Origin of the sequence: Salinicola halophilus, assembly GCF_003206155.1 — a bacterium.
In the GTDB taxonomy this organism is placed as follows: domain Bacteria; phylum Pseudomonadota; class Gammaproteobacteria; order Pseudomonadales; family Halomonadaceae; genus Salinicola; species Salinicola halophilus.
Map to the genome: position 1 here is coordinate 1 of NZ_PZJV01000002.1, position 23,168 is coordinate 23,168.

The window sequence follows — 23,168 nt, forward strand, 5'->3', positions numbered from 1 at the left end:
CGCCACCTTTACCGTCACCGGCACCAACGATGCGCCAACGGTCGCTGCCGAGCTCATCGCCGATGCGGTCGAGGATGGCGCACCGGTGTCGCTGGATCTGCTGACTGGTGCGACCGACGTCGACAGCGGCGACACGCTGACTGCCGTGGTTCCGAACGAACTGCCGGCGGGCGTGAGCTACGACGCCGTCACCGGTTCGCTGACGCTGGATCCGGCCAACGCCGCCTACCAGGATCTCACCGCCGGTCAGACCCGCGACGTGGTCGTCGACTACGTCATCCGTGACAGTCAGGGCGCGGAGGTTGCCCAGACCGCGACGTTTACCGTCACAGGTACCAATGACGCCCCGGTCGCTCAGGCGGCCACGGCCACGACGGAAGAGAACAGCGTTCTCAGCGGGCAAGTGCCGGTGGCGACCGATGTCGACGGTACGGTCGAGGGCTATCAGCTCACGACCGACGTGGGTCAGGGCAACGGCAGTCTCAGCTTCAATAGCGATGGCAGCTACACCTTCGTCCCCGGCACCGACTTCGACGCTCTGGCTACCGGCGAGAGCCGCGACGTTACCTTCAGCTACACCGCGACCGACAACGACGGCGGCATCAGCGAGCCCAAGACGGTCACCATCACCATCAACGGCACCAACGATGCCCCGGTGGCCACTGACGACAGTTACAAAACGACTGATCGGCTTGGCGGTCTCTACGCCGAGTACTTTGCCTATCAGGAAGGGGCAGACGGCCCGAATCTCTCGATCATTGCGCAGGCCAACGCCTTCATCGCCGAGAAAGGCACGCCCGATGCGACCTTCACCGCGAGTTCGGTTTTCTATGATTACATCGGTAATCCGCTGGCTGGTGACGGTAATCTAGAGAAATTTTTGAGAGGCGATGCGGCGTCGCTCAGCACAGCGGAGCCTGCGACCGGCACCGATGCGATTCTGCGTATGCGGGGGGTGGTCGAGCTCGATGCGGGCGAGTACAACTTTAATGTGTATGCGGACGACGGCTACCAGATTTTGATCGATGGCCAGCCAGTGGCCAGGTTCGATCACAATCAGAGCTACACGCCACTCGAACACGACAGTTTCACGATCGATCAGAGCGGGACGCACTCCATTGAGATCGTCTACTGGGATCAGGGTGGGGTGGCGATGTTCGAGCCCCAGCTACGCGCCGAAGGTGGCGACTACAAACCGCTAGGCGAGTATGTCGTCAAAGCGCCGCTCACCACCGCAGAAGACACCGCGATCTATCTACGCCCTGAAGACCTGCTCGCCAACGATACCGATATCGACGGTGACACGTTGAGCGTGACCGGCGTGGGCAACGCCAGCCACGGCAGCGTGGCCTTCATTGATGGCGCCATCGTCTTCACGCCGGATGCCGACTACAACGGCCCTGCTACGTTCGAGTACACCATCAGCGACGGACAGGGTGGCAGCGACACGGCGACTGTAACGCTCTTCGTCACGCCCGTGAACGATGCTCCAACAGTGGATGGGCCGCTGACGGCCAGGGCGATAGAGGATGGCGACACGGTATCGCTCGATCTGCTCACCGGTGCCTCTGATGTCGATGAGGGCGATGTGCTTATCGCCGTCGTCCCGGACCAGCTGCCAGCGGGCGTCTTGTTCGATGCCGCGACCGGCCAGTTGACGCTCGACCCGTCTAACGCCGCCTACCAGGAACTGACTGCCGGCCAGACTAGAGACGTGGTCGTCGACTACGTCATCCGTGACAGCCAGGGCGCGCAGGTTGCGCAGAAAGCGACGTTCACTGTTACGGGTACCGATAACGCACCGGTCATCGAGGGTGCGTTCACGGGTAGCGTGGTAGAAGACAGGGTGACGCATACCGAAGGACATTTGACGATTACCGACGCTGATGCCGGGCAGTCAAGCTTCGTGGCAGATAACGTCACGGGTCCCTACGGTCACTTCAGCATCGACACACAGGGTGTCTGGCGCTACTCCCTCGATAACGGGCAGCCCTATGTCCAAGCCCTCAGAGAGGGAGAGAAGGTCACCGACACGTTCAGCGTGAAGACGGCCGATGGTACGACGGAAACGATCACCATCGAGATCGCTGGAACGAACGACCAAGCGTATATCCACGGCACTCACGAGGGCCGGTTGAGCGAAGACGGTACGACGCTGGCCACGGGCACCCTGACTGTAGAAGACGCGGATGCTGGCGAAGCGCTGTTGGTGGCGCAGAGCGGCAGCAAGGGCCAGTACGGTACGTTCAGCGTTACCGCGAGCGGCGAGTGGACCTACGTACTCGACAACGCTTCCCACAGCGTGCAGTCGTTGAAGGCCGGACAGGTCGTCACGGAGGCGTTCGACGTGACTAGCGCCGACGGCACGGCGACGAAAACGATCACCATGACGATCGTGGGTACCAACGACGAGGCGCGGATCGATGGGGCCGCCACCGGATCGGTAACCGAGGACCTCAACGTCGGTGCCGGTAACATTCTCACGAGCACCGGCAAGCTGACGGTCACCGATATCGACGCTGGAGAAGCGGCATTCCGCACCGACAACGTCAGCTATACCGGCGGTGGCACTCAGCTCGGGACGCTGAGTCTCGATGCGTCGGGAGAGTGGCGCTACAGCGTCGATAACGGCCGCGTTCAGTACCTGGGCGCCAATGACCAGAAGGTCGAAACCTTCCAGGTCACAAGTCAGGACGGCTCGGCGACCCAGACCATCACCGTGACCCTCAACGGCTCGGCGGATGCGCCGACGATCACGGGCACGTCGACGGGTAGCGTGACCGAAGACGCGAACGTCAACGCCGTGGGCAATCTGGTTGCTTCCGGTGCCTTGACGGCTGTCGACCCGGATGCCGGCCCGTCCGGCTTCCAGGCCGGCTCGGCCACCGCTTCGGTGGGAACCTTGGGGGCGCTGACGATCAACGCCAACGGTGCGTGGAACTACAGCGTCGCGAATAGTGCCGTGCAGTACCTCAAGGCGGGTGAGCAGAAAGTCGAAACATTTACCGTCAAGACGATCGACGGCACGAGTCAGAAGATCGAGGTGACGGTCGTTGGCACCAACGAGCTGCCGACAACGCTCGATACGATCGTGACCCGCGAAGAAGATCCCGCTTCGCTAATTCCGGTAAGCCTCGCGGGGACTGACAGCGACGGCGCGGTGGCTAGCTTCCAGATCGGCAGCGTCGGTGCCAATGGCACTTTCTACGCCGATGCGGCGGGAACACAGGCGCTTTCGGTCGGTTCGACGGTCAATGCGACGGCCAACGGTGCGACGGTCTACTTCAAGCCCGCGACCAACTGGTCTGGGTCGAGCTCGCTGCAGTACACCGCGGTGGACAACAACGGCGGCAAGGATGCGACACCGGCCACGGCGACGGTGAACGTCGCCGCGGTTGCCGATGCGCCCTCGATCAGTCTGAGCGGCTATACCGCTGCGGGTACCGGGCTGCTGAAAGAGACGTTCTCGCTTAACACGCTCGGCACCAACGGCAACGGTGCGGCACCTGCCACCATGCAGGCCGCCATCGACGGTGCCGGTACGCCCGCCAGTAGCGGTAACACCACGAACGCCGCGAACAGTAACGTCGCCGCAGGTACGGGTACGCATATCTCGGGACTGATGTACCTAGAGGCCGGCAAGACGTATACCTTCAGCGGCGCCGGCGACGACAGTATCCGCGTTCTCATCGGGGGAACCGTCGTTGGCGAGACGACCTGGGGAGCGGGCACTCAGGGCCAATACGGCAACGGCCAGACTCCTTATGCACCGAAGGTCTCCGGCTACTACACGCTGGATCTCTATCACCACAATCAGGCGGGGGCAGGCAATTACTCGCTGAACGTGGGGGTCAATGGCGGGACAGCCAAGCCGCTCAACACCGGCGACTTCGTGCTGATGCAGGACGTCAGCGCGCTGGACGCCGCCAACGTCAACCACTCCGGCCTGCTTGGCAGCGATGGCAAGGGCGACGGTTACTATCAGCGCTACGCCATGAACGAGGGTGACGAGAATTCGACCATTCATTTGTCGAAGGTGGCTGCGACGCTGACCGATACCGATGGCTCGGAAACGTTGAGCCGAGTGGCGATCAGCGGAATTCCCGTGGGGGCGACCCTAAGCGACGGGACCCACAGTTTCGTTGCGACGGCGGGGACGACCACGAAGGACATCACCGGCTGGAACCTGAATACGTTGACGGTCAAGCCGGCGGCCAACTATGACGGCACGTTCAATCTATCGGTATCGGCGACTGCCAAGGAGTCGAGCAACGGCGATACCGCGACGACGAGCGTGACCGTGCCGGTGGTCGTGCATAACGTCAACGATGCGCCGACAGCGGTTGGTGACGTCGGCACGGTCACGGCGCAGCCGGATCTGGTCTATCTGTCGACCGTTCAGGGAACGCTGGAAACCTGGAACCTGACCACCAATACGCAGACTAGCGTCGCCATCAAGACCGGCGCGGGCACGACGGTCGCCGGTCTTGGCGATATCGCCGTCAGCGGCACGCCTGGCAAGCTTTATGGTGTCGTCTACTCCGGAGGGGCCAGCGGTACGACGCTGTACAGCATCAACGCTTCGACGGGTCTTGCGACATCGCTAGGGGCTATCTCCGGCGCAGCCAATCTCGTCGCACTGACGTTGATGCCGACAGGGCAGCTGCTGGGTGCGAACTACGCCGATGGCAGGCTTTATGCCATCGACCCTGCCACCCGCGTTGCGACCCAGGTTGGTAATACCGGGTTCGGTGCCGGCGGTGATCTGGAGTATGTGAAAGGGCATCTCTATGTCTCAGACCAGAACGGTCGAGTCTTCGAGATTGCGCTCAATAGTGACGGCTCGATCAAGACCAGCAGCACAGGGGCAGTCAGCACCACTCTGGTGGCGAGCATGCCGGCCCAGGTCTACGGTCTGGCCGAGGATGCCAAAGGGCATCTGCTGATCGTCACGACCGATAACAAAGCCACGCCGATGGACGTGGATACACGGGCACTGGGTACCCCGACGACGCTGACAGCGCTGGACGGCGGCACGCTTTATGGCAGCGCCAGTGCCATCGATCCGGGCGCCGCGCAAACGTCCGGCAACGTGTTGACCAACGACACCGATCCGGATGGGGATGCGCTGATCGTTTCCTCCATTTCCAATAGCGTCGCCAGTAGTAGCGCTACCGTAACGGCGGCGACCGCGACGGCGATTGCTGGCGTCTACGGCACGTTGGTGCTGAAAGCCGATGGCAGCTACACCTATACGCTGGATGCCGAGCGGCCGACGACGCGTGGGCTATTCGGTGGTAGCAAAGCGAGCGATAACTTTAGCTACACCATCAGCGATGGCAAGGACGGCACGGCGACGGCTTCACTGGCGGTCAACGTGACCGGCGCGACGGTCAATAATGCGCCGACGGCCAGCGGCTTTACCGTCGGTTTGACCAACCGCAGCATCGCCAATGACACGGTTTACGTCGACTTTGCCAGTAGCGCTAACCTGCGAGATATCGAGAGTGGGTCCGGGCTCGGCATCACGATCACGTGCCTGCCGACCAGCGGCGTGCTCTACGCCGGCGGCGTTGCCATTACTGAAAGCGATGTTGCCAATGGCACGGTCTTCGACGGCAAATCGATCACCTACAATCCGGCAGATCAAAAATCGTCGTTCTTTGGCACGGGCCTTTTTACCTCTGACGCTGGACCCAAAGGCGACAGCTTTGGCTTTACGGCCGTCGACGGGCATGGCACCCAGAGCGCCAGTCAGACGGTCACGCTCTCGGCGAACGATAGTGGCGTATATACCAGCGTCAGCACGGGCTCCAATCTGACCGGTACGGCTGGTGACGACCTCGGGATCGGAACGTCCAGTGGCGACATTCTCACCGGCGGAGACGGCAACGATGTCCTGCTCGGCTATGGAGGCAATGATACGCTGCGCGGCGGTACCGGCAACGACCGCCTCTACGGCGGGAGCGGCGCCGACATTCTGGATGGTGGCGCCGGCAACGACCGCCTCGAGGGCGGCAAGGGCAACGATATTCTCACCGGCGGCACGGGTAGCGACACCTTCGCGTGGATGCGTGGCGATCAAGGCTCCACGACGTCGCCGGCGATCGATCGAGTGACCGATTTCACCACGGGGCGAGGTGGGGATACGCTCGATCTCTCCGACATGCTGGACATCGGTAGCGGCAACTCGCTGGATGCCTCCTTGGCTTCGCAGTACCTGCATTTCGTCAAGGGCGAGGCGAGTGGCGCACCGGGTGCGCCGAGCACCAATGGCTCCACGCTGGAGGTCAAGACCGAGGGGCCGGACGGCGCCGTGACGCAGAAGATCGTGTTCAGCAACATCGACATGACCGAGCTGGGCGGCTCCGATACGGAGATCATCAAGACGCTGCTCGAGCACGGCAATCTCAAGACGAACCTCGACGGCTAGAGCTTGGCCGTCGCGAGACAGGAGTAAGCAGGTTTGGCTGAAGAACCGACACCGCTTCGCCCCGAACCGATCGGCGAGAAGGAGGCGGACCCGCTGCTGGGGTCGCTGGTCTTTCTCGCGCGGTATCACGGCACGCCGCGCACCGCGGAGGTGATCAGTGACGGTCTGCCGCTGGACGAGGGGCGGTTGACGCTGTCGCTGGTGCCGCGCGCGGCAGAGCGCGCCGGTCTGTCGGCCAGGCTCGTCAGCCAGCGACCGGATCGCGTGGCGGACATCCTGCTGCCGTGCGTCGTCGTGCTCAACGGCCGGCGAGCGGTCGTCATGCTCGAGCGCGATGCCGAGCGCAAGGAGGCGACGGTCTACCTGCCGGAGGCGGATGGCACCCAGGTCGTCGACATGGCGTCACTGCTCGAACAGGCCACGGGACAGATCGTCTACGTGCGCCGCGAGCATCGCTTCGACGCCCGGGCGCCGGAGACCGTCAAACTCGCCGAGGGGCACTGGTTCTGGTCGACGCTCAAACTCTCGACGCCGATCTACCGCGACGTGCTGCTCGCATCGCTGCTGCTCAACCTGTTCGCGGTGGCTGCGCCGCTGTTCACCATGAACGTTTACGACAAGGTGGTCCCCAACCAGGCGTTCGATACGCTCTGGGTGCTGGCGACGGGCATGGCGATCATTGTCGGTTTCGATCTGCTGATGCGACAGCTGCGGGCCTGGTTTCTGGATACCGCGGGGAAGAAGTCGGAAATCCTGCTCTCGGCCAAGATCTTCGCCAAGGTGATGAACCTGCGCATGGATGCCCGTCCGGCTTCGGTCGGCGCCTTCGTCAAGAACCTGCAGGAGTTCGATTCGGTCCGGGACTTCTTTACCTCGATGACCATGACCACGCTGGTGGATCTGCCGTTCGCGCTGCTCTTCCTGGTCGTCGTCTGGATCATCGGCGGGCCCCTGGTGATCGTGCCGATCGTCGCGCTGATCGTGCTGATCGGCTATGCGATCGCGATCCAGTGGCCGCTGAAGCACTCGATCGAACTCGGTTCGCGCCTCGCCACCGAAAAGCACGCCCGGCTGGTGGAGAGCGTCGCGGGCCTCGAAAGCATCAAGCTCGCCAACGCCCAGGGCGAAACCCAGCGGCGCTACGAGCGCGCCGTGGGCGAGATCGCCAAGTGGGGGGTCAAGAGCCGTAACCTCTCGACCTCGGTCTCGTCGCTGACGATGTCGGTCAATCAGATCTCGACGGTGGCGCTGGTGGTGGTGGGGGTCTACCTCATCAGCGAAGCGCAGCTCTCCATGGGCGGACTGATCGCCGGCGTCATGCTCACCGGGCGCGCGCTGCAGCCGCTGGCACAGACCGCGCTGCTGATCACCCGTTTTGGCCAGACCCGCAGTGCCATGGCGGCGATCGATCAGATCATGCAGCTACCCGACGAGGTGGAAGAGGACAAGAATTACGTTCATCGCGACCGGCTCAGCATGCGCCTCGAGTTCGATCATGTCGGGTTCCGCTATGGCGAGCAGTCGCCGGCGGTGTTGAGCGACGTCTCGTTCTCCATCGAACCCGGTGAGCGGGTCGCCATCATCGGCCGCATGGGCGCGGGCAAGAGCACTGTGCAGCGGCTGATGAGCGGGCTCTATCGCGCCACCGAGGGCAGCATTCGTATCGATGGACTCGATATCAACCAGATCCACCCCGCCGACGTGCGCCGGCAAATCGGTTTCGCGGGGCAGGACAGCGCACTTTTCTTCGGCTCGATCCGCGACAACATCATCCTCGGCCAGCCCTACGCTGCCGAGGAAGCGATCCAGCGCGCCGCCGACGTCAGCGGCGTCAGCGAATTCACTCGGCGCGACCCGGACGGGCTCGATCGTCAGGTGGGCGAGGGCGGCCGACTGCTTTCCAGCGGCCAGCGTCAGTCGGTACTGCTGGCGCGGGCGATCCTGACGCATCCCTCGCTGCTGCTGCTCGACGAACCCGGCTCGCACATGGACAACCGGGCGGAGGCGCTGCTGCGTCGCACGCTGCGCGACATGCCGCGCAGTCAGACGCTGATTCTGGTGACGCACAAGAGTTCGATGCTCGAGGTCGCGGACCGGGTGATCGTCCTCGACTCGGGCCGCCTCATCGCCGACGGGCCCAAGCAGACGGTGCTCAAGGCACTCAACGAGGGCCGGGTGCAGGCGCCCACCGACCCCGAACCACCGGCCGCGGCATCGCCGGGGGCGCGACATGGCGGATAATCCCCGCAAGTGGCCGCGTCCCACGGCCCGGGAGCTCGAACTCGCCGATGACGCCAGCGCGGCGACGCTGCTGGCGACCCCGTGGCGATCCCGGATTCTCGTCTGGGCACTGCTGGCGCTGCTCATCGCCTTTCTGGTGTGGGCGGGGCTCTCGAGTGTCGAGGTGGTGACGCGAGGTACGGGGCAGGTGGTGCCATCCTCTCGCCTTCAGACCATTCAGAATCTCGAAGGCGGGATCGTGCGCGAGGTTTCGGTCAGCGAGGGCGACATCGTCGAAGCGGGACAGCCGCTGGCGCGTATCGATCCGACCCGAGCCACCTCGGATCTCGCCGAGCGCAACTCGACGCTCGCCGGCCTGCAGGCCTCGGTGGCGCAGTACCAGGCGGAGATCACCTCCGTCGCCCTGAACCCCGAGGCCAGCGACTGGAGTGCCCAGGTGCTCATTTCGCCCCAATCGCTACCGCTCAGCGATGAGTTCCAGGAAGAGAACTCGGACATCTTCTCGGCGGCGCAGAATGCCTACAGCGCCCGGATTAGCGGGCTGCGCTCGCAGCTCGATCAGGCGACCGCGCAGATCCAGCAGCGTCAGCAGGAGCTTCAGGAGACCCGGGCGCGTGCGAGCTCGCTATCGCGAAGCTATCAGCTCTCGCGTCAGCAGCTCGGTATCACTGCGCCGCTGGTCGAGGAGGGCGTGGTCTCCCAGGTGGATCTGATCAACCTGCAACGCGAGGTCAACGACCAGCGCGGGCAGCTAGAATCCGCCCAGCTGTCGATTCCGTCCAAGCAGTCGGAGCTGCAGGAGGCGATCAGCAAGCGTCGTGACGTCGCCGCTCAGTTCACCTCGCGGGCGGCCGATGCGCTGAGCGAGGCGCGCGGCAAGCTCGATAGCCTTCAGCAAGGGCGGGTGAGTCTGCAGGATCGGGTGGATCGCACCCTGATCACCTCACCGGTACGGGGCATCGTGCAGTCGGTCAACGTCACCACCATCGGCGGGGTCATCGACCCGGGCGAGAGCCTGATGCAGATCGTGCCGGTCGAGGACAAGCTGCTGGTCGAGGCGCGTATCGCCCCGCGCGACGTCGGCTTCCTCCATGCCGGGCAGCGGGCGAAGGTGAAGCTCTCCGCATTCGACTTCACCACCTACGGTGGACTCGATGGCGAAGTGCTTCGCGTCAGTCCGGATACCGAAGAGGATGAGAAGGGCAACACCTACTACGAGGTGACCGTGCGGACCGATAGCAATCATCTCGGTCCCAACGAAGACGACCTGACGATCATTCCCGGCATGCAGGCGACGGTCGACGTCATTACCGGCGAGCAGACGATCCTGCAGTATCTGCTCAAACCGATTCTGCGGGCCCAGCAGTCAGCGATGCGCGAGCGATGACGCATTCCAGCGATGACGCGCGCCGATGCGAGGGAGAGAACAATGAAAGGGAAGGCGGCACTATGAGGCAGTGGATTCTGGGAGCGGGGCTGGCGGCGCTCGCCGGTAGCGCGCAGGCGCAGACGCTGACCGAAGCGGTCACGCGGGCAGTCATGGAGTACCCCACCACGCGTACCGAAATGGCGCGCTATCAGCAGAATCTCGAGGATGCCCGGGCCGAGCGCGGCGCCTATCTGCCCTCGATCGACGTCGAGGCGCGCGTCGGCTATGGCGAGAACGAAACCGAGACGGACGGTATTTCGCGAACGAGCGATCCCCACAGCTACCGCCGCGGTCAGATCACGCTCTCGCAGCTGATCTGGGACGGCAACACCACGCTGGAGCGGATCCGCCAGGCTGACGCCGAGAGCGACTACCAGCGCTGGCAGGTCGCCGCCGCCGCCAATCAGGTGGGACTGGTCACCATCGAAAGCTATCTCGACGTGCTGCTGCGCCAGCGGCTGCTCGAGCTTGCGCAGCGCAACGTCGACACGCATCAGCGGATCGCCGCCGACATTCGCCGGCGCGGGGAGCTCGGTGCGGGAACCGCCACCGACACCACGCAGGTGGAGGGACGCATGGCGCAGGCGCAGGCGAGCCTGATCGCCGCCCGCAACAATCTCGACGACGCGATCTCCAGTTTCCTGCGCTACGTCGGCGAGTCACCGCGGAATCTGACGCTGCCCGATGCGGTCGACACGTCGGCGGTGCCCGACGACTTCGATGCCGCGATGGCGATGGCAACGGCACAGAATCCGCTGGTCATCTCGGCGTCACACTCCATTGCCGCCGCCCAGCACGAAGTCGCGGCCGAGCGCGGTGATTTCCTGCCGACGTTCCGGGCCGAAGCCAGCCGTCTCGCCAGTCGCGACTATGACTACGACGGCAACCAGGCCGACGACTGGAACGCCGACCTGGTGATGTCGTGGAACCTCTATCGCGGCGGAATCGATACCGCACAGATGCGTTCGCGAGAGGAGGCGCTGCGCGCTGTGCGCTATGACAGCGACCGCTCGCTGCGCGAAATTCGTGACGAGCTCCGCCTGGCCTGGAATGCCCGCGACTACGTGTCGAGCCAGGTCGGCTTCCTGTCGCAGTACGTCGATTCGGCGCAGAAGACCCGGGTCAACTACCGCAAGCAGTTCGATATCGGTCGGCGCACGCTGCTCGACATGCTCGATAGCGAGACGGAGCTCTTCGAAGCTCAGCAGGCCGAGGTGCAGGCGGAATTTGCCCTGCGTCGCGCCAACTACCGTCTGCTCTCCGCCACCGGCCAGTTGCTCGACACCCTGGAAGTGAACGTCGGGATGATCGGCGACGCCGGTGATCGCTATCCCCAACCGCCGACGGCCATCAACCGTCCGCGCGGCTGAACGGAGACAACGCCATGAGTCTGTTTCGTCGCGCCGTTGCGATCATGCTGGGCCTGCTGCTGCTCTTCGCCGCGGGGATCTTCGGCATAGAGGTGCATCAGACGCGGGCCTCGCTGGCGGAACGCCAGCAGGTCACCGTCGACAATCTCGCCCAGGCGCTGAGCCTGTCGCTGGTTCCGTTCGTCGAGATCGGCGACTGGACCAGCGCCGAAACGCTGATGCGGGCAGTGAGCGATGGCGGCAGCATACATCGGCTCGCCCTCGAGGCCGTCGGTCGCGACACCCCGCTGGTGGTCGAAACCCCTGCCTCCAGCGACACGCCGGCCTGGTTCCAGCAGGCGATCGGGCTGCCCGACGTGATCAGCGAGCGCGAGATCAGCGGCGGCTGGTCGGCGCTGGGTAGCGTGAGCGTCGAATCGGATAGCGCCGAGGCCTACGATCAGCTCTGGTCGCTGGCGGGGCAGCTTCTGCTCTGGCTGGTGCTGGGCATGCTGATCGTGCTGGTGCTCTGCGCCGTGGGCCTGAGACGTCTGCTCGAGCCGCTCAACCGGCTCTCGCGGCGAGTCTCCGACATGCAGATCGACGGTTTCGACGAACCGCTGCCGGCCAGTCGGGTACGCGAGCTTCAGGGCATCACCGAATCGGTCAACCTGCTGGGCGCGCGGCTCAACGCGCAGTTCGATCAGCAGGCGGAGCAGGTGGTGCGGTTGCAGCGGCTCACCGAGCAGGACGCGGTTTCGCAGCTCGGCAATCGCGCCTATCTCGCCCGCGTACTCGACGAGTGGCTGGCCGCGCCGGTCGGCGGCGCGCTGGCGATTCTGCGAATCGAGCATCTGCAGGTGCTTTATCGGCAGGACGGGTTCGAGGTGCGCGATCAGACCATTCGCGCCATCGGTGGGGCACTTCAGGGCGCGAAGATCGAGGGGCGTGACGTGCAGGCCGCGAGGCTCTCCGCGGAGGAGTTCGCGTTGCTGCTGCCCGACTGCGACGACGCCGTTCGCGAACGCTGGCTGGCGGAAACGCTGGATCGTATCGATGACATGGTGGATGCCAATCCGCTCTCGGAGAGCCGAGTCGAGCACACCCGCGCGGGAATCGTGCTCCGCGATACCGGCATGACGCGCGAGGGGCTGCTGGCGCGGGCCGATAGCGCTCTGCGCGAGGCGATCGAGCTGGGCAAGCGCTGGGTGGTGGTGAGTCCGGAGAACGTGCTGGCGGTGAGAGGCCGTCAGGCCTGGCGGCAGGTCATCGATCAGGCGCTCGAGGCGCGAAGACTGAGCCTGGTGGCGCAGCCGGTTCTGCTCGCTGACGAGAGCGAGCTGCACCGGGAGGTATTCGTGCGGCTGCTGGAAGGCGACGAGGTGCATCCGGCCTACCGCTTCCTGCCCGTGATCAACCATTTCCGTATGGGCGCACGACTCGACCTGGCCGTACTGGAGAGCCTGGCGGCGCGGCGCCAGCGCTCGCCCGGGCGGCTCGCCATCAATCTGACGCCGGATTCGGTAGCGGACGCCGAGGCATTCGGTGCCCTCACCGGCTGGCTCGAAGCGCATCCGTCGCTGACGGCGGCGCTGGACATCGAGGTCAGCGAGGAGGTCGCCCTCGAACATATCGACAACGTGCAGTCGCTCTTCCGGCTCGGCCACCGACTGGGCATGCGCTGCGGGGTCGATCGATTCGCCCGCAATCTGCAGGCAATGGCCTATCTCGCGCGGCTGCGCCCGGACTATCTCAAGATCGATCAGGGATTCTTCGCGCGTGACGAAGTCGACGCCGAATTCCTGCGCAGTCTCTGCATGGCGGCGCATCAGGTCGGATCGCAGGTCATCGTGACGCGAGTCGAGTCCGACGCCCAGCGACAGCGGATGGCTGCGGTCGGCGCCGACGGCTATCAGGGGTATCTCGCGCCGAGTGCGCCGCTGGCGTTGGAGTGAGGGGCAGAGCCCACGTGAGCCGGTCGCCTTGGAGTGTGAAACGGTGATCCGTTTCCAGGGATACGAGAGGCCGCGCCCGGTTCTGCGGCGCTGTCGCACCGCGGCGGCGACACTCTGTCTGATGGCGGCGCTCGGCATCGTGGGTGTCACGTACCCGGCGAACGGCGCCGGTTCGCTGCCCGAGTTGCCCACCCGACAGGCAGCGGTATCGACCTACGGCGAGGCGGGCTGGCAGCGCATGCAGCAATGGCCGACGCTGGTCGAGCGCCTTCGTGGACAGCCGATCGAGGTGCAGCTCGCCGGCGTCAATGCGTTTTTCAATCAGCTGCGCTTCGTCGACGATGTCGATGTCTGGCACGTCGAGGATTACTGGGCGACGCCGCTTGAGTTTCTCGGCGTCGGTGCCGGGGATTGCGAGGATTTCGCCATGGCGAAATACCTGACGCTGATCGAGCTGGGTGTCGCGGACGAGACGCTGCGACTGCACTACGTCAAATACATTCCGTTCGATCAGTTTCACATGGTGGTGACCTGGACGTCATCGCCCGGCGCGCAGCCCCTGGTGCTCGACAACATCGTCAAGTCGATCGAGCCGGCCAGCGCCCGCAACGACTTGACGCCGATCTACAGTTTCAACACCAGCCATCTCTGGATCAGCAAGCTGGGCGATACCGGCCGTCAGGTGGGCGACGCCAGCCGGCTGAGCCTGTGGCAGGACTGGCAGCGGCGCCTCGAGGCGAAAACGCTGAGAGACCCGCGCGATTAACAACGGTTGGCCCCGGCACGAACAGCGAGGAAGCGACGATGAGTGACCCACGAGACACGAGCCCGGCTCGCCGATTGCATGGCCGATGGTGGCCACTGCTGCCGGTGAGCCTCGTGCTCGCAGGCTGTGCAGGACAGCCCACCGATGGCGATGTGCTCGTGACACGCCCCGGCGAGATGGCGCCGATCGAGGCAAGTGCGAATGCGACCTTTGCCGCCGCGGATACCGACGGCGACGGCACGCTCTCGCCGCAGGAGCTCGAGTCGCTCGGGCTTGGCGGCAACTGGCACACGCTGGATCTCGACGGCAACGGCCAGCTGTCGCCACGGGAGTTTCGCGAGACCTTCGCCATGCCGCTGGTTCAAGCGACGCTGACGTTGCCGAGCGATCCGACCGACCTCCGGCCCGCGGTTTCCGATTCCTACCGGCTCCCCCCGCTCTCCGAGGAACAGAACTACCGCCCGTCGCCGGTCACCGGCCTCTCTTCGTCGTCGCTGTCGCTGCCATCGGGCGTGCCGGTGATGGTGCCGGTCTTGCTCGATGACGAAGATGCCGCCAACATCGACCGGGCGGCGCAGCGTGTCGACGCCGCACCGGACGATACCGATGGCGAGTGAGAGTGCTTGCCAGACGGGCCGACGCGGTATGCTCCGACCCACGCCTGATCGATTCAGCCAACGCCAGTGGTGGTAACGCAACATGCCTCAGACAATCGAACGATCCCCCGAACGTCAGACCGAGGTCGACCGCGAGGTAGAGTCGCTCACGCTCTATCACTTCGAGCGCTGTCCCTTCTGCGTCCGAGTACGCCAGCAGATCGAACGGCTGGCGTTACCCATCGAGAAGCGCGACATCCAGCGCGAACCGCGCTATCGCCAGGAGTTGATGGCGGGTGGCGGGCGTACGATGGTGCCGTGCCTGCGTATCGATAAGGGCGAGCGCGGCGCCGAGTGGATGTACGAGTCGGCGGACATCAACCGCTACCTGGCCCAGCGCTTCGGCGACTAGGGGGCAGCGCTTCGCCAAGGAGATAGCGTGCATGACGCTCGGCGTACGGTATCGCCAGGCCGCCGGCGCCATCGCTTGCCCCGGCGGGCGCCTGACGTAGAATGTGTGCTCCCTCACGCGTGGCTTTCACGCCTTTTTCCAGGAGCCGATCATGACCCAGGCCAGCGCCCGTCATATTCTCGTCGACAGTGAACAGCAGTGCCTCGAACTCAAGCAGCAGATCGAGAATGGCAGCGACTTTGCCGAAGTTGCCCGTCAGCACTCCAATTGCCCCTCGGGCCGCCAGGGCGGCGACCTGGGCACCTTTGGCCGCGGCCAGATGGTCAAGGAGTTCGACGAGGTCGTTTTCAACGGTGAACTCAACCGCGTTCACGGTCCGGTCAAGACGCAGTTCGGCTATCACCTGCTGGAAGTCACATCTCGCGGCTAACGTCAGCTGGCGAGACGAGCACGAAAAATTACGCAATCCGTGCTTGCATTTGAGTGTGACCAGCTATGCTGAGAGGTGCGCACCGACTTGCTCGGCGCGCCTCGTCAACGACCCTGCGGTCATCGATCCAGCGGTCGCGACGCGAAATGGAAGTCCCACGTCAGCGAGGAGTTCACATGACTCAGAATTCGAAGTCCGACAAAACCGAAGGTAAGGTCGACAAGGCTGCAGGCAAGGCAAAGGAAGCCGCCGGCAAGGTCACCAAGGACCAAGAGCTCGAGACCAAAGGTAAAGCCCAGCAGTCCAAGGGTGATGCCAAGACTGCGAAAGGCAATCTGAAAGACGCGGCCAAGAGCACCAAGTAATTCGTTACCGCGTTTCTCGAAAGGGCAGACTTCGAATCTGCCGCTGAATCAGGAGGACGGCCCCGACACCACGTCGGGGCCGTTGTCGTTAAGAAAGCACTATCCTTAGCGACTTTTTGCCGATAGTGAGCCTTCGTCGATAGTGAGCCTTCGTCGACAGTGAGTCTCCGTCTTTAGTAGGCCTGCGTGGATAGATGAGTCGTCGTCAGTGGTTCGGCGGGCGACGAAGCTGCGCTCGGCGTGTCAGTCCATCCTGTCCAGTCCCATCTGCCAGAAGTCGATCTCCAGACGCGTCGCGTCACGAAAGATCCTGGCGAGCTCGGCGAAGCGCCCCGAGGTGACTTCGGCCAGACGCGCGTCGAGCCACGTGCGTTCGGCACGCACCGCGGCCTGGAACTCGTCGCCTTCGTAGACGGCGAGCCAGGCATCGAACGGGTTGGCCGCGCCGCGTACCGTGGACGCCCGAGCGTTCAGTCGGTCGGCGATCTCGCCGTAACCGATGAGGCAGGGTGCCATCGCCACGTGCAGATCGAGCAGATCGCCGCGGCTGCCGGTATCCAGCACGTAGCGGGTGTAGGCGAGCGTCGCTCGGGATTCGGACATTGCCGCTAGCTCGTCTTCACTGACGCCCCACGTGCCACAAAGGCCCACGTGCAGGTCGAGCTCCACGTCCACGATGGCTTTCATGCTCTCGTGGGCCTGGCGCAGGTCGGCCAGGGTGGCGCTCTTGTAGGCGGCGAGCGCATAGGCGCGGGCGAAGTGGGTGAGAAACAGGTAATCCTGCTTGAGGTAGTGGCGAAACGAGGCTTCCGGCAACGTGGCGTTGCCGAGCTGGCGCACGAAATCGTGCTCGATATAGGCGTGCCAGTCGTTCTGACAGGCGGTGGTGAGATCGGTAAAGCAGTAGCCCATACATCCTCCGGGAGTATCGATCCGAAGGGCGGGGAAGAAGATCGAGGAAGTGGCGCGGGGCAGCGAAGAGAGCGCTGGCGCCATCGCTTGATCCCTCCGCCGGTACCCTCGCTGCCCGACATGTCAGTCGCAGCGCATTAGCCGGATCAGGTTCAGCGGGACCCGCGCTCGGCGCCCTAAAAGGATACGCCCTGCGCCATCTCAGCCGGATATCACCGGCACCCCGTCAAGCTGGCGATGACTGGCATCGCCTCCGGCAGTGTGTGGCGACGTCGCCAGTGCGGTCAAGTCCTTGGCACGGCGAAGAAATCGCGGCACAACGGAACGATGCTTGGCGCGCGCCGCTAGAAAACCAGCGAGCGGCGGCGTAGGTTATCGTCCCTCGATGTTTACCGTAGCGAGCTCGTGGCCCTTCATGACCCGCGCGGCCAGCGCAACGCGGAGAGCTTTCTTGTCCAGCCAGCCTTCATCGCCCGCCACCGCGCACGCCGGTGGTCGCCAAGACGACGCCACCCCGTACATCGAACGCGGCAAGCCGGGTTACCGCCCGACCATGCTGGCGCTCTTTCTCGGTGCGTTCTCGACCTTCGTGCTGCTCTACTGCGTGCAGCCGATCATGCCGATCCTATCCGACGCGTTCGATATCGATGCGGCCACCAGCAGCCTGTCGCTATCGGTAGCCACGGGCATGCTCGCCATCGGGCTTTTGATCACCGGGCCGATCTCCGACGCCGTCGGGCGCAAATCGGTGATGTCGGTGGCGCTGCTCGCCGCCGCCCTGTTCAGCCTGCTGGCGGCGGCGATGCCCAACTGGTCGGGGGTGCTGGTACTGCGGGCGCTGGTGGGGCTGTCGCTCTCCGGGCTCTGCGCGGTGGCGATGACCTACCTCAACGAGGAGATTCATCCGCGCTACGTCGGGGTCTCCATGGGGCTCTATATCAGCGGCAACGCCATCGGTGGCATGAGCGGGCGGCTGATCAGCGGGGTCATGGTGGACTTCGTGCCGTGGCGCTGGACACTGGGTATCATCGGCGTCATCGCCCTGGTGGTGGCGCTACTGTTCATCCGCTGGCTGCCGCCGTCGAAGCACTTCACGCCGCGACCGCTGAACGTGAGAAGCATCGTCTCGGGGTTTACGGTGCATTTTCGCGACCGCGGCCTGCCGTTTCTGTTTCTGGAAGCCTTCCTGCTGATGGGCGGTTTCGTCACGCTCTACAACTACATCGCCTACCGCTTGCTGGCCGAGCCCTACGCGGTGAGCCAGGCGCTGGTGGGGCTGCTCTCCATCGCCTACCTCTCGGGCACCTACAGCTCGGCCTGGGCCGGGTCGCTGGCCGACCGGCTGGGACGCGAGCGCATCTTCTGGCTGTTCATCGTGATGATGCTGGTAGGGCTTGCGGTGACGATGCTAGCGCCACTGGCGGCGATTCTGGTCGGCGTGCTGATCTTCACCTTCGGTTTCTTCGCCGCGCATTCGCTTGCCAGCGGCTGGGTCGGGCGTCGGGCGACTCAGGCCAAGGGGCAGGCCTCGTCGCTCTATCTGTTCAGCTACTACCTCGGCTCCAGCGTCGCCGGCACGCTCGGCGGGGCCTTCTGGCACTGGGCCGGCTGGAACGGGGTGGCGGGGTTCATCGCCGCGCTGCTGCTGTTGGCACTGGCGATCGGCGGGCTGCATCTGCGCCGGCTGGGGTAGCCTTGCCGACGTCTCGACGACCAAGGCCGCCGATCCTCGGATCGGCGGCCTTGTTGCGTCGATGCCCTTATGGAATCGACGGCTCACTTCGCGAAGAGCTGGCCCATGTCCTTGAACGCCTTGAACTCCAGCGCATTGCCGCAGGGGTCGAGCAGGAACATGGTCGCCTGTTCGCCCGGCTGGTCCTTGAAGCGAACGTAGGGCTCGATCACGAACTGGGTATCGAAGCCGCGCAGGCGCTCGGCGAGCGCTTCCCACTCCGGCCAGCTCAGCACGATGCCGAAGTGCGGTACCGGCACGTCGTGACCGTCGACCGGGTTGGTGTGGGCGTTGTCCTGCGCCGGCGTCTTGGGATGTTCGTGGATCACCAGCTGGTGGCCATAGAAGTCGAAGTCGACCCACTGCTCGCTGGAACGGCCTTCGCTCAGGCCGAAGGTTTCGCCGTAGAAGCGGCGGGCGGCGGGCAGGTCGTGAACCGGGATCGCCAGGTGAAACGGGGAAAGCGCCATGCAAGTCTCCTCGATGTTGTACGTGTTGGCGTATTCTGACGGCGAAATAATTCGATGGGAAACGCCTATTTTTGCAGTCTGCCATCACAAAAAATGGATTCGTCACCGAAGGCTTACATCATGCTCCGTGCCCTCAAGACCTTTCTCGCCGTGGTCCAACACGGCACCTTCTCCGCCGCCGGCGAGGCGGTGGGGTTGACCCAGTCGGCGGTCAGCGCCCAGATCCGCAATCTGGAGAGCGAGCTCGACGAGCCGCTGTTCGAGCGGACTGGCCGCGCGGTGCGGCTCAATGCCGCCGGCCGCCGGCTGCTTCCCCAGGCGCAGGAGATGCTCGCGCTCGCTCAGCGCATCCGTCGACCGGCGGCCTCTCAGCTCTCCGGGGAGTTTCACCTCGGTGCCATCGCCAGCGTTCAGAGCGGCATGCTGCCGACCATCCTGAGCACGCTGGGTAAGGAGGCCCCCGAGGTGATGACGCGGGTCGTGCCCGGCGTTTCGCTGTCGCTGCTCGATCAGGTCGACAAGGGCGATCTCGACATGGCGCTGATGGTCCGACCGCCGTTCGCACTGCCACCGGATCTGCATACTCGGGTGATCGCCCGCGAACCTTTCGTGATGATCGCGCCGGCAGAGACCGAAGAGGAGAGCGTCGAGGCGCTGCTCGCGGCCTATCCCTTGGTGCGCTACGACCGCGGCTCGTTCGGTGGGCGCCAAGTGGTGCGCTTTCTCGAACGCGCGCGCCTCGAGCCGCGCGTTCGCCTCGAGCTCGACGAGATCGATGCCATCGCCCGCGTGGTCGAGTCCGGTCTCGGCGTCGCATTGATTCCGCTCACCGGTATGTGGCAGCGCCGATCACCGCTGCCCGTGCGCCTTCTCGAGCTGGGAGAGCGCACCTTCCATCGTGAACTGGTGCTGGTATCGCGGCTGCCGCCGTCGCAGTCACCGCTAGTGGCGATGATCGAAAACGCCGTTCTGGCAATGCCGCCGGGCGATACCCCGCCGTCCGACTCGATAGCGGGTGAATAGGCGCGATGAGTCGAATCTCTGCAACGAAAACGCGTAAATCGTTCGCTTTTCTTGCGTCCCGGTTGGCCTAGACTGGCGACATCGTTCTCGTTACCCAAGGAGTCGACCATGTCGACATCGACTGCTCGTCGCGTTGTGGCTCAGCACGCCGCTCATCGTGATGATATCGGCGATCTCACCACTCGGCGCCCGCTGCCGGGGCCCGGGCTGGATCAGCTCGACCCGTTTCTGTTTCTCAACCATCACGGGCCGCAGACCTATCCAGCGGGCAATCGCGGGCTGCCGTTCGGCCCGCATCCGCACCGCGGCTTCGAGACCGTGACCTTCATTCTGGCGGGCTCGCTCGCCCACGCCGACAGCGCCGATCATCAGAGCGTGATCCATGAAGGTGGCGTGCAGTGGATGACCGCGGGTCGCGGCATCGTCCACGCCGAAGTGTCACCGCCGGAGTTCCTGCGCGATGGCGGTCCGCTTGAGATCCTGCAGCTCTGGGTCAATCTGCCGGCAAGCCTGAAGATGAGCGAGCCGCGCTATGTCGGCCTGCAGCGCGAGTCCATCCCCCGCTGCACCCTCGGCGAGGGCGTCGAGCTATCGCTGATCGCCGGTGAGCTGGAAGGCGACATCGGGCCGGTGACGACCGCGACGGGGCTTTTCATGTCGACGCTCGCGCTCGCCGCGGGCAGCACCGTCACCCTGCCGGTGGCGCCCGGGCGTCAGGTCTTCCTCTACGTCGTCTCCGGCGAGGCCGATATCGGCGGCGATACGGTCACGGCTCGCCATCTCTTCGAGCTCGACCGTGAGGGCGACCAGGTGGAGATCGCCGCGATTCAGGACGCCCGACTGCTATTCGGCCACGGCGAGGTGATCGGCGAGCCGGTGGCGTCCCACGGGCCCTTCGTCATGAATACCCGAGAAGAGATCGGGGAGGCGATCGCCGACTATCAGGCGGGTCGTTTCGGCGGGCTCGACGCCTAGCGTCACCGAAAGCGCCAAGCCTGGCAGGGGCAAGCGGTACCGTCGCGCGCAGCGGCGTTACTGGGCGAAGTGATCGAGTGAAGTGATCGAGCAGGCAATCAATATGGGGAGATTCAAGATGAAGATCGGTTTCATGGGGCTGGGGGCAATGGGCCAGGCGATGGTCTCTCGGCTACTCGAGGCGGGATTCGAGGTGACGGTCTGGAACCGCTCGCCGGGCCCGGTGACAACAGCCAAGGCGAACGGCGCGGCGGTGAGCGAGTCGCCGGTGAAGCTTGCCAAGGCGAGCGACGTGCTCATCAGCATGCTGCCGGACGACAACGCCGCCCACGAGGTGCTGGTCGCCTCGAAGGCGCTGGAAGCGCTCGGCAAGGACCGCGTGCACGTCAACATGGCCACGGTCTCCGTCGGGTTCGCGCGGGGCATGCAGGCGCTGCATCAGCGTCTGGGGTCGCACTATGTCGCCGCGCCGGTCCTGGGCCGGCCCGATGTCGCCGCGGCAGGCAAACTCAACATCCTGGCAGCCGGCGATGCCGCGGTGCTCGAGCGTCTACAGCCGCTGTTCGCCGCGATGGGCCAGAAGGTGTGGCCGCTCGGCGAATCGCCGGAGCGGGCCAACGTGGTCAAGGTCGCCGCCAACCTCATGCTCGCCACCGCGATCGAATCGATGGGCGAGGCCAGCGCGCTGACCGAAGCCCACGGCGTCGGCCGCGACGATTTTCTCGAGATCGTCACCGGCACGCTCTTTGCGGCGCCGGCTTATCAGGGCTATGCCAAACTGATTCGCGAGGCGCGCTACGAACCGGCGGGCATGCGGATGGGCTGGGGGCTCAAGGACGTCGGACTGGCGCTGCAGGCGTCTCAGGAAGGCAGGGTGCCGCTCCCGTTCGCCGGCGTGCTTCGCGATAGCCTGCTGGACGCGATGGCCCGTGGCGACGGCGAAAAGGACTGGGCCGCCATGGCCGAGACACCGTTTCGCCGCGCAAACCTGCCGAGGTAGTCGATAGCGCGGCCCGGCGAGCGGTGTTCGTCCGGGCGCGGTATCGCGGCCAAGATCGGTGTCGCGGGCCCGTCAACGCTGATTGGCCCGTCAACGCTTAGTGTAGAGACGATAACGCCGGTGGTCGGGCTCGTGGCGAGCCTCCTGCTCGGTCTTCTTCCAGCGCTTGTACTCCCACTGGTACTGCACGGGATCGAGAGCGACGGCGGACTCCACGCAGGCGTTGACGCCGGCCGCCGACGTCGCCTCTTCCGGGGCGTAGACCCGCTCGTCGGCGGCGAGGAAGTGAATCTCGAAACCGTCGCCGCCGGCACGGCGCCTGGCCACGCCAGTGACCACCCGCGCCTGGGTCCGGGCCACGAGCTTGGGCAGCAGGGTGGCGGTGTAGGCGGGGCGACCGAAGAAGTCGGCGAAGACGCCGCTGCCCCAGTCCGGCTCCTGATCCGGCAGGATGCCCACGGCCTCGGCACGCTTGAGCGCCTTGAGCAGAGCGGCGACGCCGCGGGGATTGGTGGGCACGAGTTCGGCCCCCATGCGTTCGCGGCCGTTACGGATGACCGGATCGAGCTGCGTCATCTTGGGCGGCTCGTACATCGCCGTGAACGGAAAGTGGCTCGAGAGCCAGAAGTTGAGCACCTCCCAGTTGCCGAAGTGCGGTGCCAGCACGATCACGCCTCGGTTCTCCGCGCGGGCGTCGTCGAGCAGTTCACGGCCATGGACGTCGACGATCGAAGCCTCGACCCGCTTGGGCTCGCCGAGCCAGGCGAAGCCGAGTTCCAGCATCGTCGCCGTGGAGTGGCGCAGGCTGCTCTTCACTCGCTGACGCCGGGTGTCGACGTTGTCATCGGGAAAGGCGACCTCGAGATTGCGGCGGGTGACGTGGCGCTCGCGGCGCGATAGCGCGTAGAGACCCCGCGCGAGCACGCCAGCGAGCTTCCAGGTAGCGGTCGGGCGACAGTGGGCGAGCCAGCGCCAGAGCGCATGAATGGCGCGAGCTTGGAGCGCTTGCGTCATGCCGACCTCTCGTTCTGGCGAACGCTGGCGGCGCACGGGAGGATCGAATAGGGCCGTGATGTCCGC

The 23,168-nt window shown here is 64.9% G+C and carries 17 protein-coding genes and 1 riboswitch; of the genes, 14 read left to right on the forward strand and 3 right to left on the reverse strand.

Features of this window, described 5'->3' with window-relative positions; all coding sequences use genetic code 11:
* The 10 genes from DOM33_RS07775 to DOM33_RS07820 all read left to right on the forward strand — a co-directional run.
* Positions 1-6,433: VCBS domain-containing protein (locus tag DOM33_RS07775; RefSeq protein WP_162617933.1), on the forward strand; the 6,433-nt coding region annotated here is incomplete at its 5' end.
* A gap of 33 nt (positions 6,434-6,466) precedes the next feature.
* Positions 6,467-8,674, forward strand: a complete 2,208-nt coding sequence (locus DOM33_RS07780; RefSeq protein WP_204352644.1) for a type I secretion system permease/ATPase — start codon at positions 6,467-6,469, stop codon at positions 8,672-8,674.
* The gene (locus DOM33_RS07785) at positions 8,664-10,061 is read left to right on the forward strand and encodes an HlyD family type I secretion periplasmic adaptor subunit (protein WP_110667644.1); all 1,398 of its coding nucleotides are present in this window, start codon (positions 8,664-8,666) and stop codon (positions 10,059-10,061) included. Before DOM33_RS07780 ends, DOM33_RS07785 begins: the two co-directional genes overlap by 11 nt.
* 62 nt (positions 10,062-10,123) lie before the next feature.
* The gene (locus tag DOM33_RS07790; protein ID WP_162617934.1) at positions 10,124-11,473 is read left to right on the forward strand and encodes a TolC family outer membrane protein; all 1,350 of its coding nucleotides are present in this window, start codon (positions 10,124-10,126) and stop codon (positions 11,471-11,473) included.
* 14 nt (positions 11,474-11,487) lie between these two features.
* Positions 11,488-13,407: a bifunctional diguanylate cyclase/phosphodiesterase gene (locus tag DOM33_RS07795; RefSeq protein WP_110667647.1), complete on the forward strand. Its 1,920-nt coding sequence runs from the start codon at positions 11,488-11,490 to the stop codon at positions 13,405-13,407.
* A 43-nt stretch (positions 13,408-13,450) separates the two neighbouring features.
* Positions 13,451-14,173: a transglutaminase-like cysteine peptidase gene (locus DOM33_RS07800; protein WP_204352645.1), complete on the forward strand. Its 723-nt coding sequence runs from the start codon at positions 13,451-13,453 to the stop codon at positions 14,171-14,173.
* A 38-nt stretch (positions 14,174-14,211) separates the two neighbouring features.
* Entirely contained in the window at positions 14,212-14,790 is a 579-nt protein-coding gene (locus DOM33_RS07805; protein WP_110667651.1) for an EF-hand domain-containing protein, read from the forward strand.
* Between the two features lie 82 nt (positions 14,791-14,872).
* Positions 14,873-15,181, forward strand: a complete 309-nt coding sequence (locus DOM33_RS07810) for a glutaredoxin family protein (protein WP_110667653.1) — start codon at positions 14,873-14,875, stop codon at positions 15,179-15,181.
* Between the two features lie 151 nt (positions 15,182-15,332).
* Positions 15,333-15,611, forward strand: a complete 279-nt coding sequence (locus DOM33_RS07815; RefSeq protein ID WP_110667655.1) for a peptidylprolyl isomerase — start codon at positions 15,333-15,335, stop codon at positions 15,609-15,611.
* Between the two features lie 176 nt (positions 15,612-15,787).
* On the forward strand, positions 15,788-15,976 hold the full coding sequence (locus DOM33_RS07820; RefSeq protein ID WP_110667656.1) for a CsbD family protein: 189 nt from the start codon (positions 15,788-15,790) through the stop codon (positions 15,974-15,976).
* Positions 15,977-16,219: 243 nt separating this feature from the next.
* On the opposite strand, the gene tenA is transcribed toward DOM33_RS07820, so the two are convergent.
* The gene (tenA, locus tag DOM33_RS07825) at positions 16,220-16,888 is read right to left on the reverse strand and encodes a thiaminase II (protein WP_110667658.1); all 669 of its coding nucleotides are present in this window, start codon (positions 16,886-16,888) and stop codon (positions 16,220-16,222) included.
* Between the two features lie 74 nt (positions 16,889-16,962).
* A riboswitch (TPP riboswitch) is annotated at positions 16,963-17,124 on the reverse strand.
* Positions 17,125-17,339: 215 nt separating this feature from the next.
* Between tenA and DOM33_RS07830 the strand changes: the two genes are divergently transcribed.
* The gene (locus DOM33_RS07830; RefSeq protein ID WP_239495301.1) at positions 17,340-18,581 is read left to right on the forward strand and encodes an MFS transporter; all 1,242 of its coding nucleotides are present in this window, start codon (positions 17,340-17,342) and stop codon (positions 18,579-18,581) included.
* An 83-nt stretch (positions 18,582-18,664) separates the two neighbouring features.
* Here the strand turns inward: DOM33_RS07830 and DOM33_RS07835 are convergent, their stop codons facing one another.
* A complete protein-coding gene (locus DOM33_RS07835) occupies positions 18,665-19,090 on the reverse strand; it encodes a VOC family protein (protein ID WP_110667662.1) in 426 nt (141 codons plus the stop codon).
* A 120-nt stretch (positions 19,091-19,210) separates the two neighbouring features.
* Here DOM33_RS07835 and DOM33_RS07840 point away from each other — a divergent pair, with 120 nt between their 5' ends.
* The 3 genes from DOM33_RS07840 (at position 19,211) to DOM33_RS07850 (ending at position 22,088) form a co-directional block, all read left to right on the forward strand.
* The gene (locus DOM33_RS07840; protein ID WP_110667664.1) at positions 19,211-20,113 is read left to right on the forward strand and encodes a LysR family transcriptional regulator; all 903 of its coding nucleotides are present in this window, start codon (positions 19,211-19,213) and stop codon (positions 20,111-20,113) included.
* Positions 20,114-20,221: 108 nt separating this feature from the next.
* Entirely contained in the window at positions 20,222-21,088 is an 867-nt protein-coding gene (locus DOM33_RS07845; RefSeq protein WP_110667666.1) for a pirin family protein, read from the forward strand.
* A gap of 118 nt (positions 21,089-21,206) precedes the next feature.
* Complete coding sequence (locus DOM33_RS07850; protein WP_110668593.1) at positions 21,207-22,088, forward strand: NAD(P)-dependent oxidoreductase; 882 nt, start codon at positions 21,207-21,209, stop codon at positions 22,086-22,088.
* Positions 22,089-22,178: 90 nt separating this feature from the next.
* Here DOM33_RS07850 and DOM33_RS07855 read toward each other — a convergent pair whose 3' ends face one another.
* Complete coding sequence (locus tag DOM33_RS07855; RefSeq protein WP_110667668.1) at positions 22,179-23,102, reverse strand: lysophospholipid acyltransferase family protein; 924 nt, start codon at positions 23,100-23,102, stop codon at positions 22,179-22,181.
* Between the last annotated feature and the right edge of the window lie 66 nt (positions 23,103-23,168).

Excerpts from the sequence above, each read along its gene's own strand:
- DOM33_RS07785 (WP_110667644.1), top strand. The coding sequence starts at position 8,664 with ATGGCGGATAATCCCCGCAAGTGGCCGCGTCCCACGGCCCGGGAGCTC.
- DOM33_RS07790 (WP_162617934.1), top strand. The coding sequence starts at position 10,124 with ATGAGGCAGTGGATTCTGGGAGCGGGGCTGGCGGCGCTCGCCGGTAGC.
- DOM33_RS07795 (WP_110667647.1), top strand. The coding sequence starts at position 11,488 with ATGAGTCTGTTTCGTCGCGCCGTTGCGATCATGCTGGGCCTGCTGCTG.
- DOM33_RS07805 (WP_110667651.1), top strand. The coding sequence starts at position 14,212 with ATGAGTGACCCACGAGACACGAGCCCGGCTCGCCGATTGCATGGCCGA.
- DOM33_RS07810 (WP_110667653.1), top strand. The coding sequence starts at position 14,873 with ATGCCTCAGACAATCGAACGATCCCCCGAACGTCAGACCGAGGTCGAC.
- DOM33_RS07815 (WP_110667655.1), top strand. The coding sequence starts at position 15,333 with ATGACCCAGGCCAGCGCCCGTCATATTCTCGTCGACAGTGAACAGCAG.
- DOM33_RS07820 (WP_110667656.1), top strand. The coding sequence starts at position 15,788 with ATGACTCAGAATTCGAAGTCCGACAAAACCGAAGGTAAGGTCGACAAG.
- tenA (WP_110667658.1), bottom strand. The coding sequence starts at position 16,888 with ATGGGCTACTGCTTTACCGATCTCACCACCGCCTGTCAGAACGACTGG.
- DOM33_RS07835 (WP_110667662.1), bottom strand. The coding sequence starts at position 19,090 with ATGGCGCTTTCCCCGTTTCACCTGGCGATCCCGGTTCACGACCTGCCC.
- DOM33_RS07840 (WP_110667664.1), top strand. The coding sequence starts at position 19,211 with ATGCTCCGTGCCCTCAAGACCTTTCTCGCCGTGGTCCAACACGGCACC.
- DOM33_RS07845 (WP_110667666.1), top strand. The coding sequence starts at position 20,222 with ATGTCGACATCGACTGCTCGTCGCGTTGTGGCTCAGCACGCCGCTCAT.
- DOM33_RS07850 (WP_110668593.1), top strand. The coding sequence starts at position 21,207 with ATGAAGATCGGTTTCATGGGGCTGGGGGCAATGGGCCAGGCGATGGTC.
- DOM33_RS07855 (WP_110667668.1), bottom strand. The coding sequence starts at position 23,102 with ATGACGCAAGCGCTCCAAGCTCGCGCCATTCATGCGCTCTGGCGCTGG.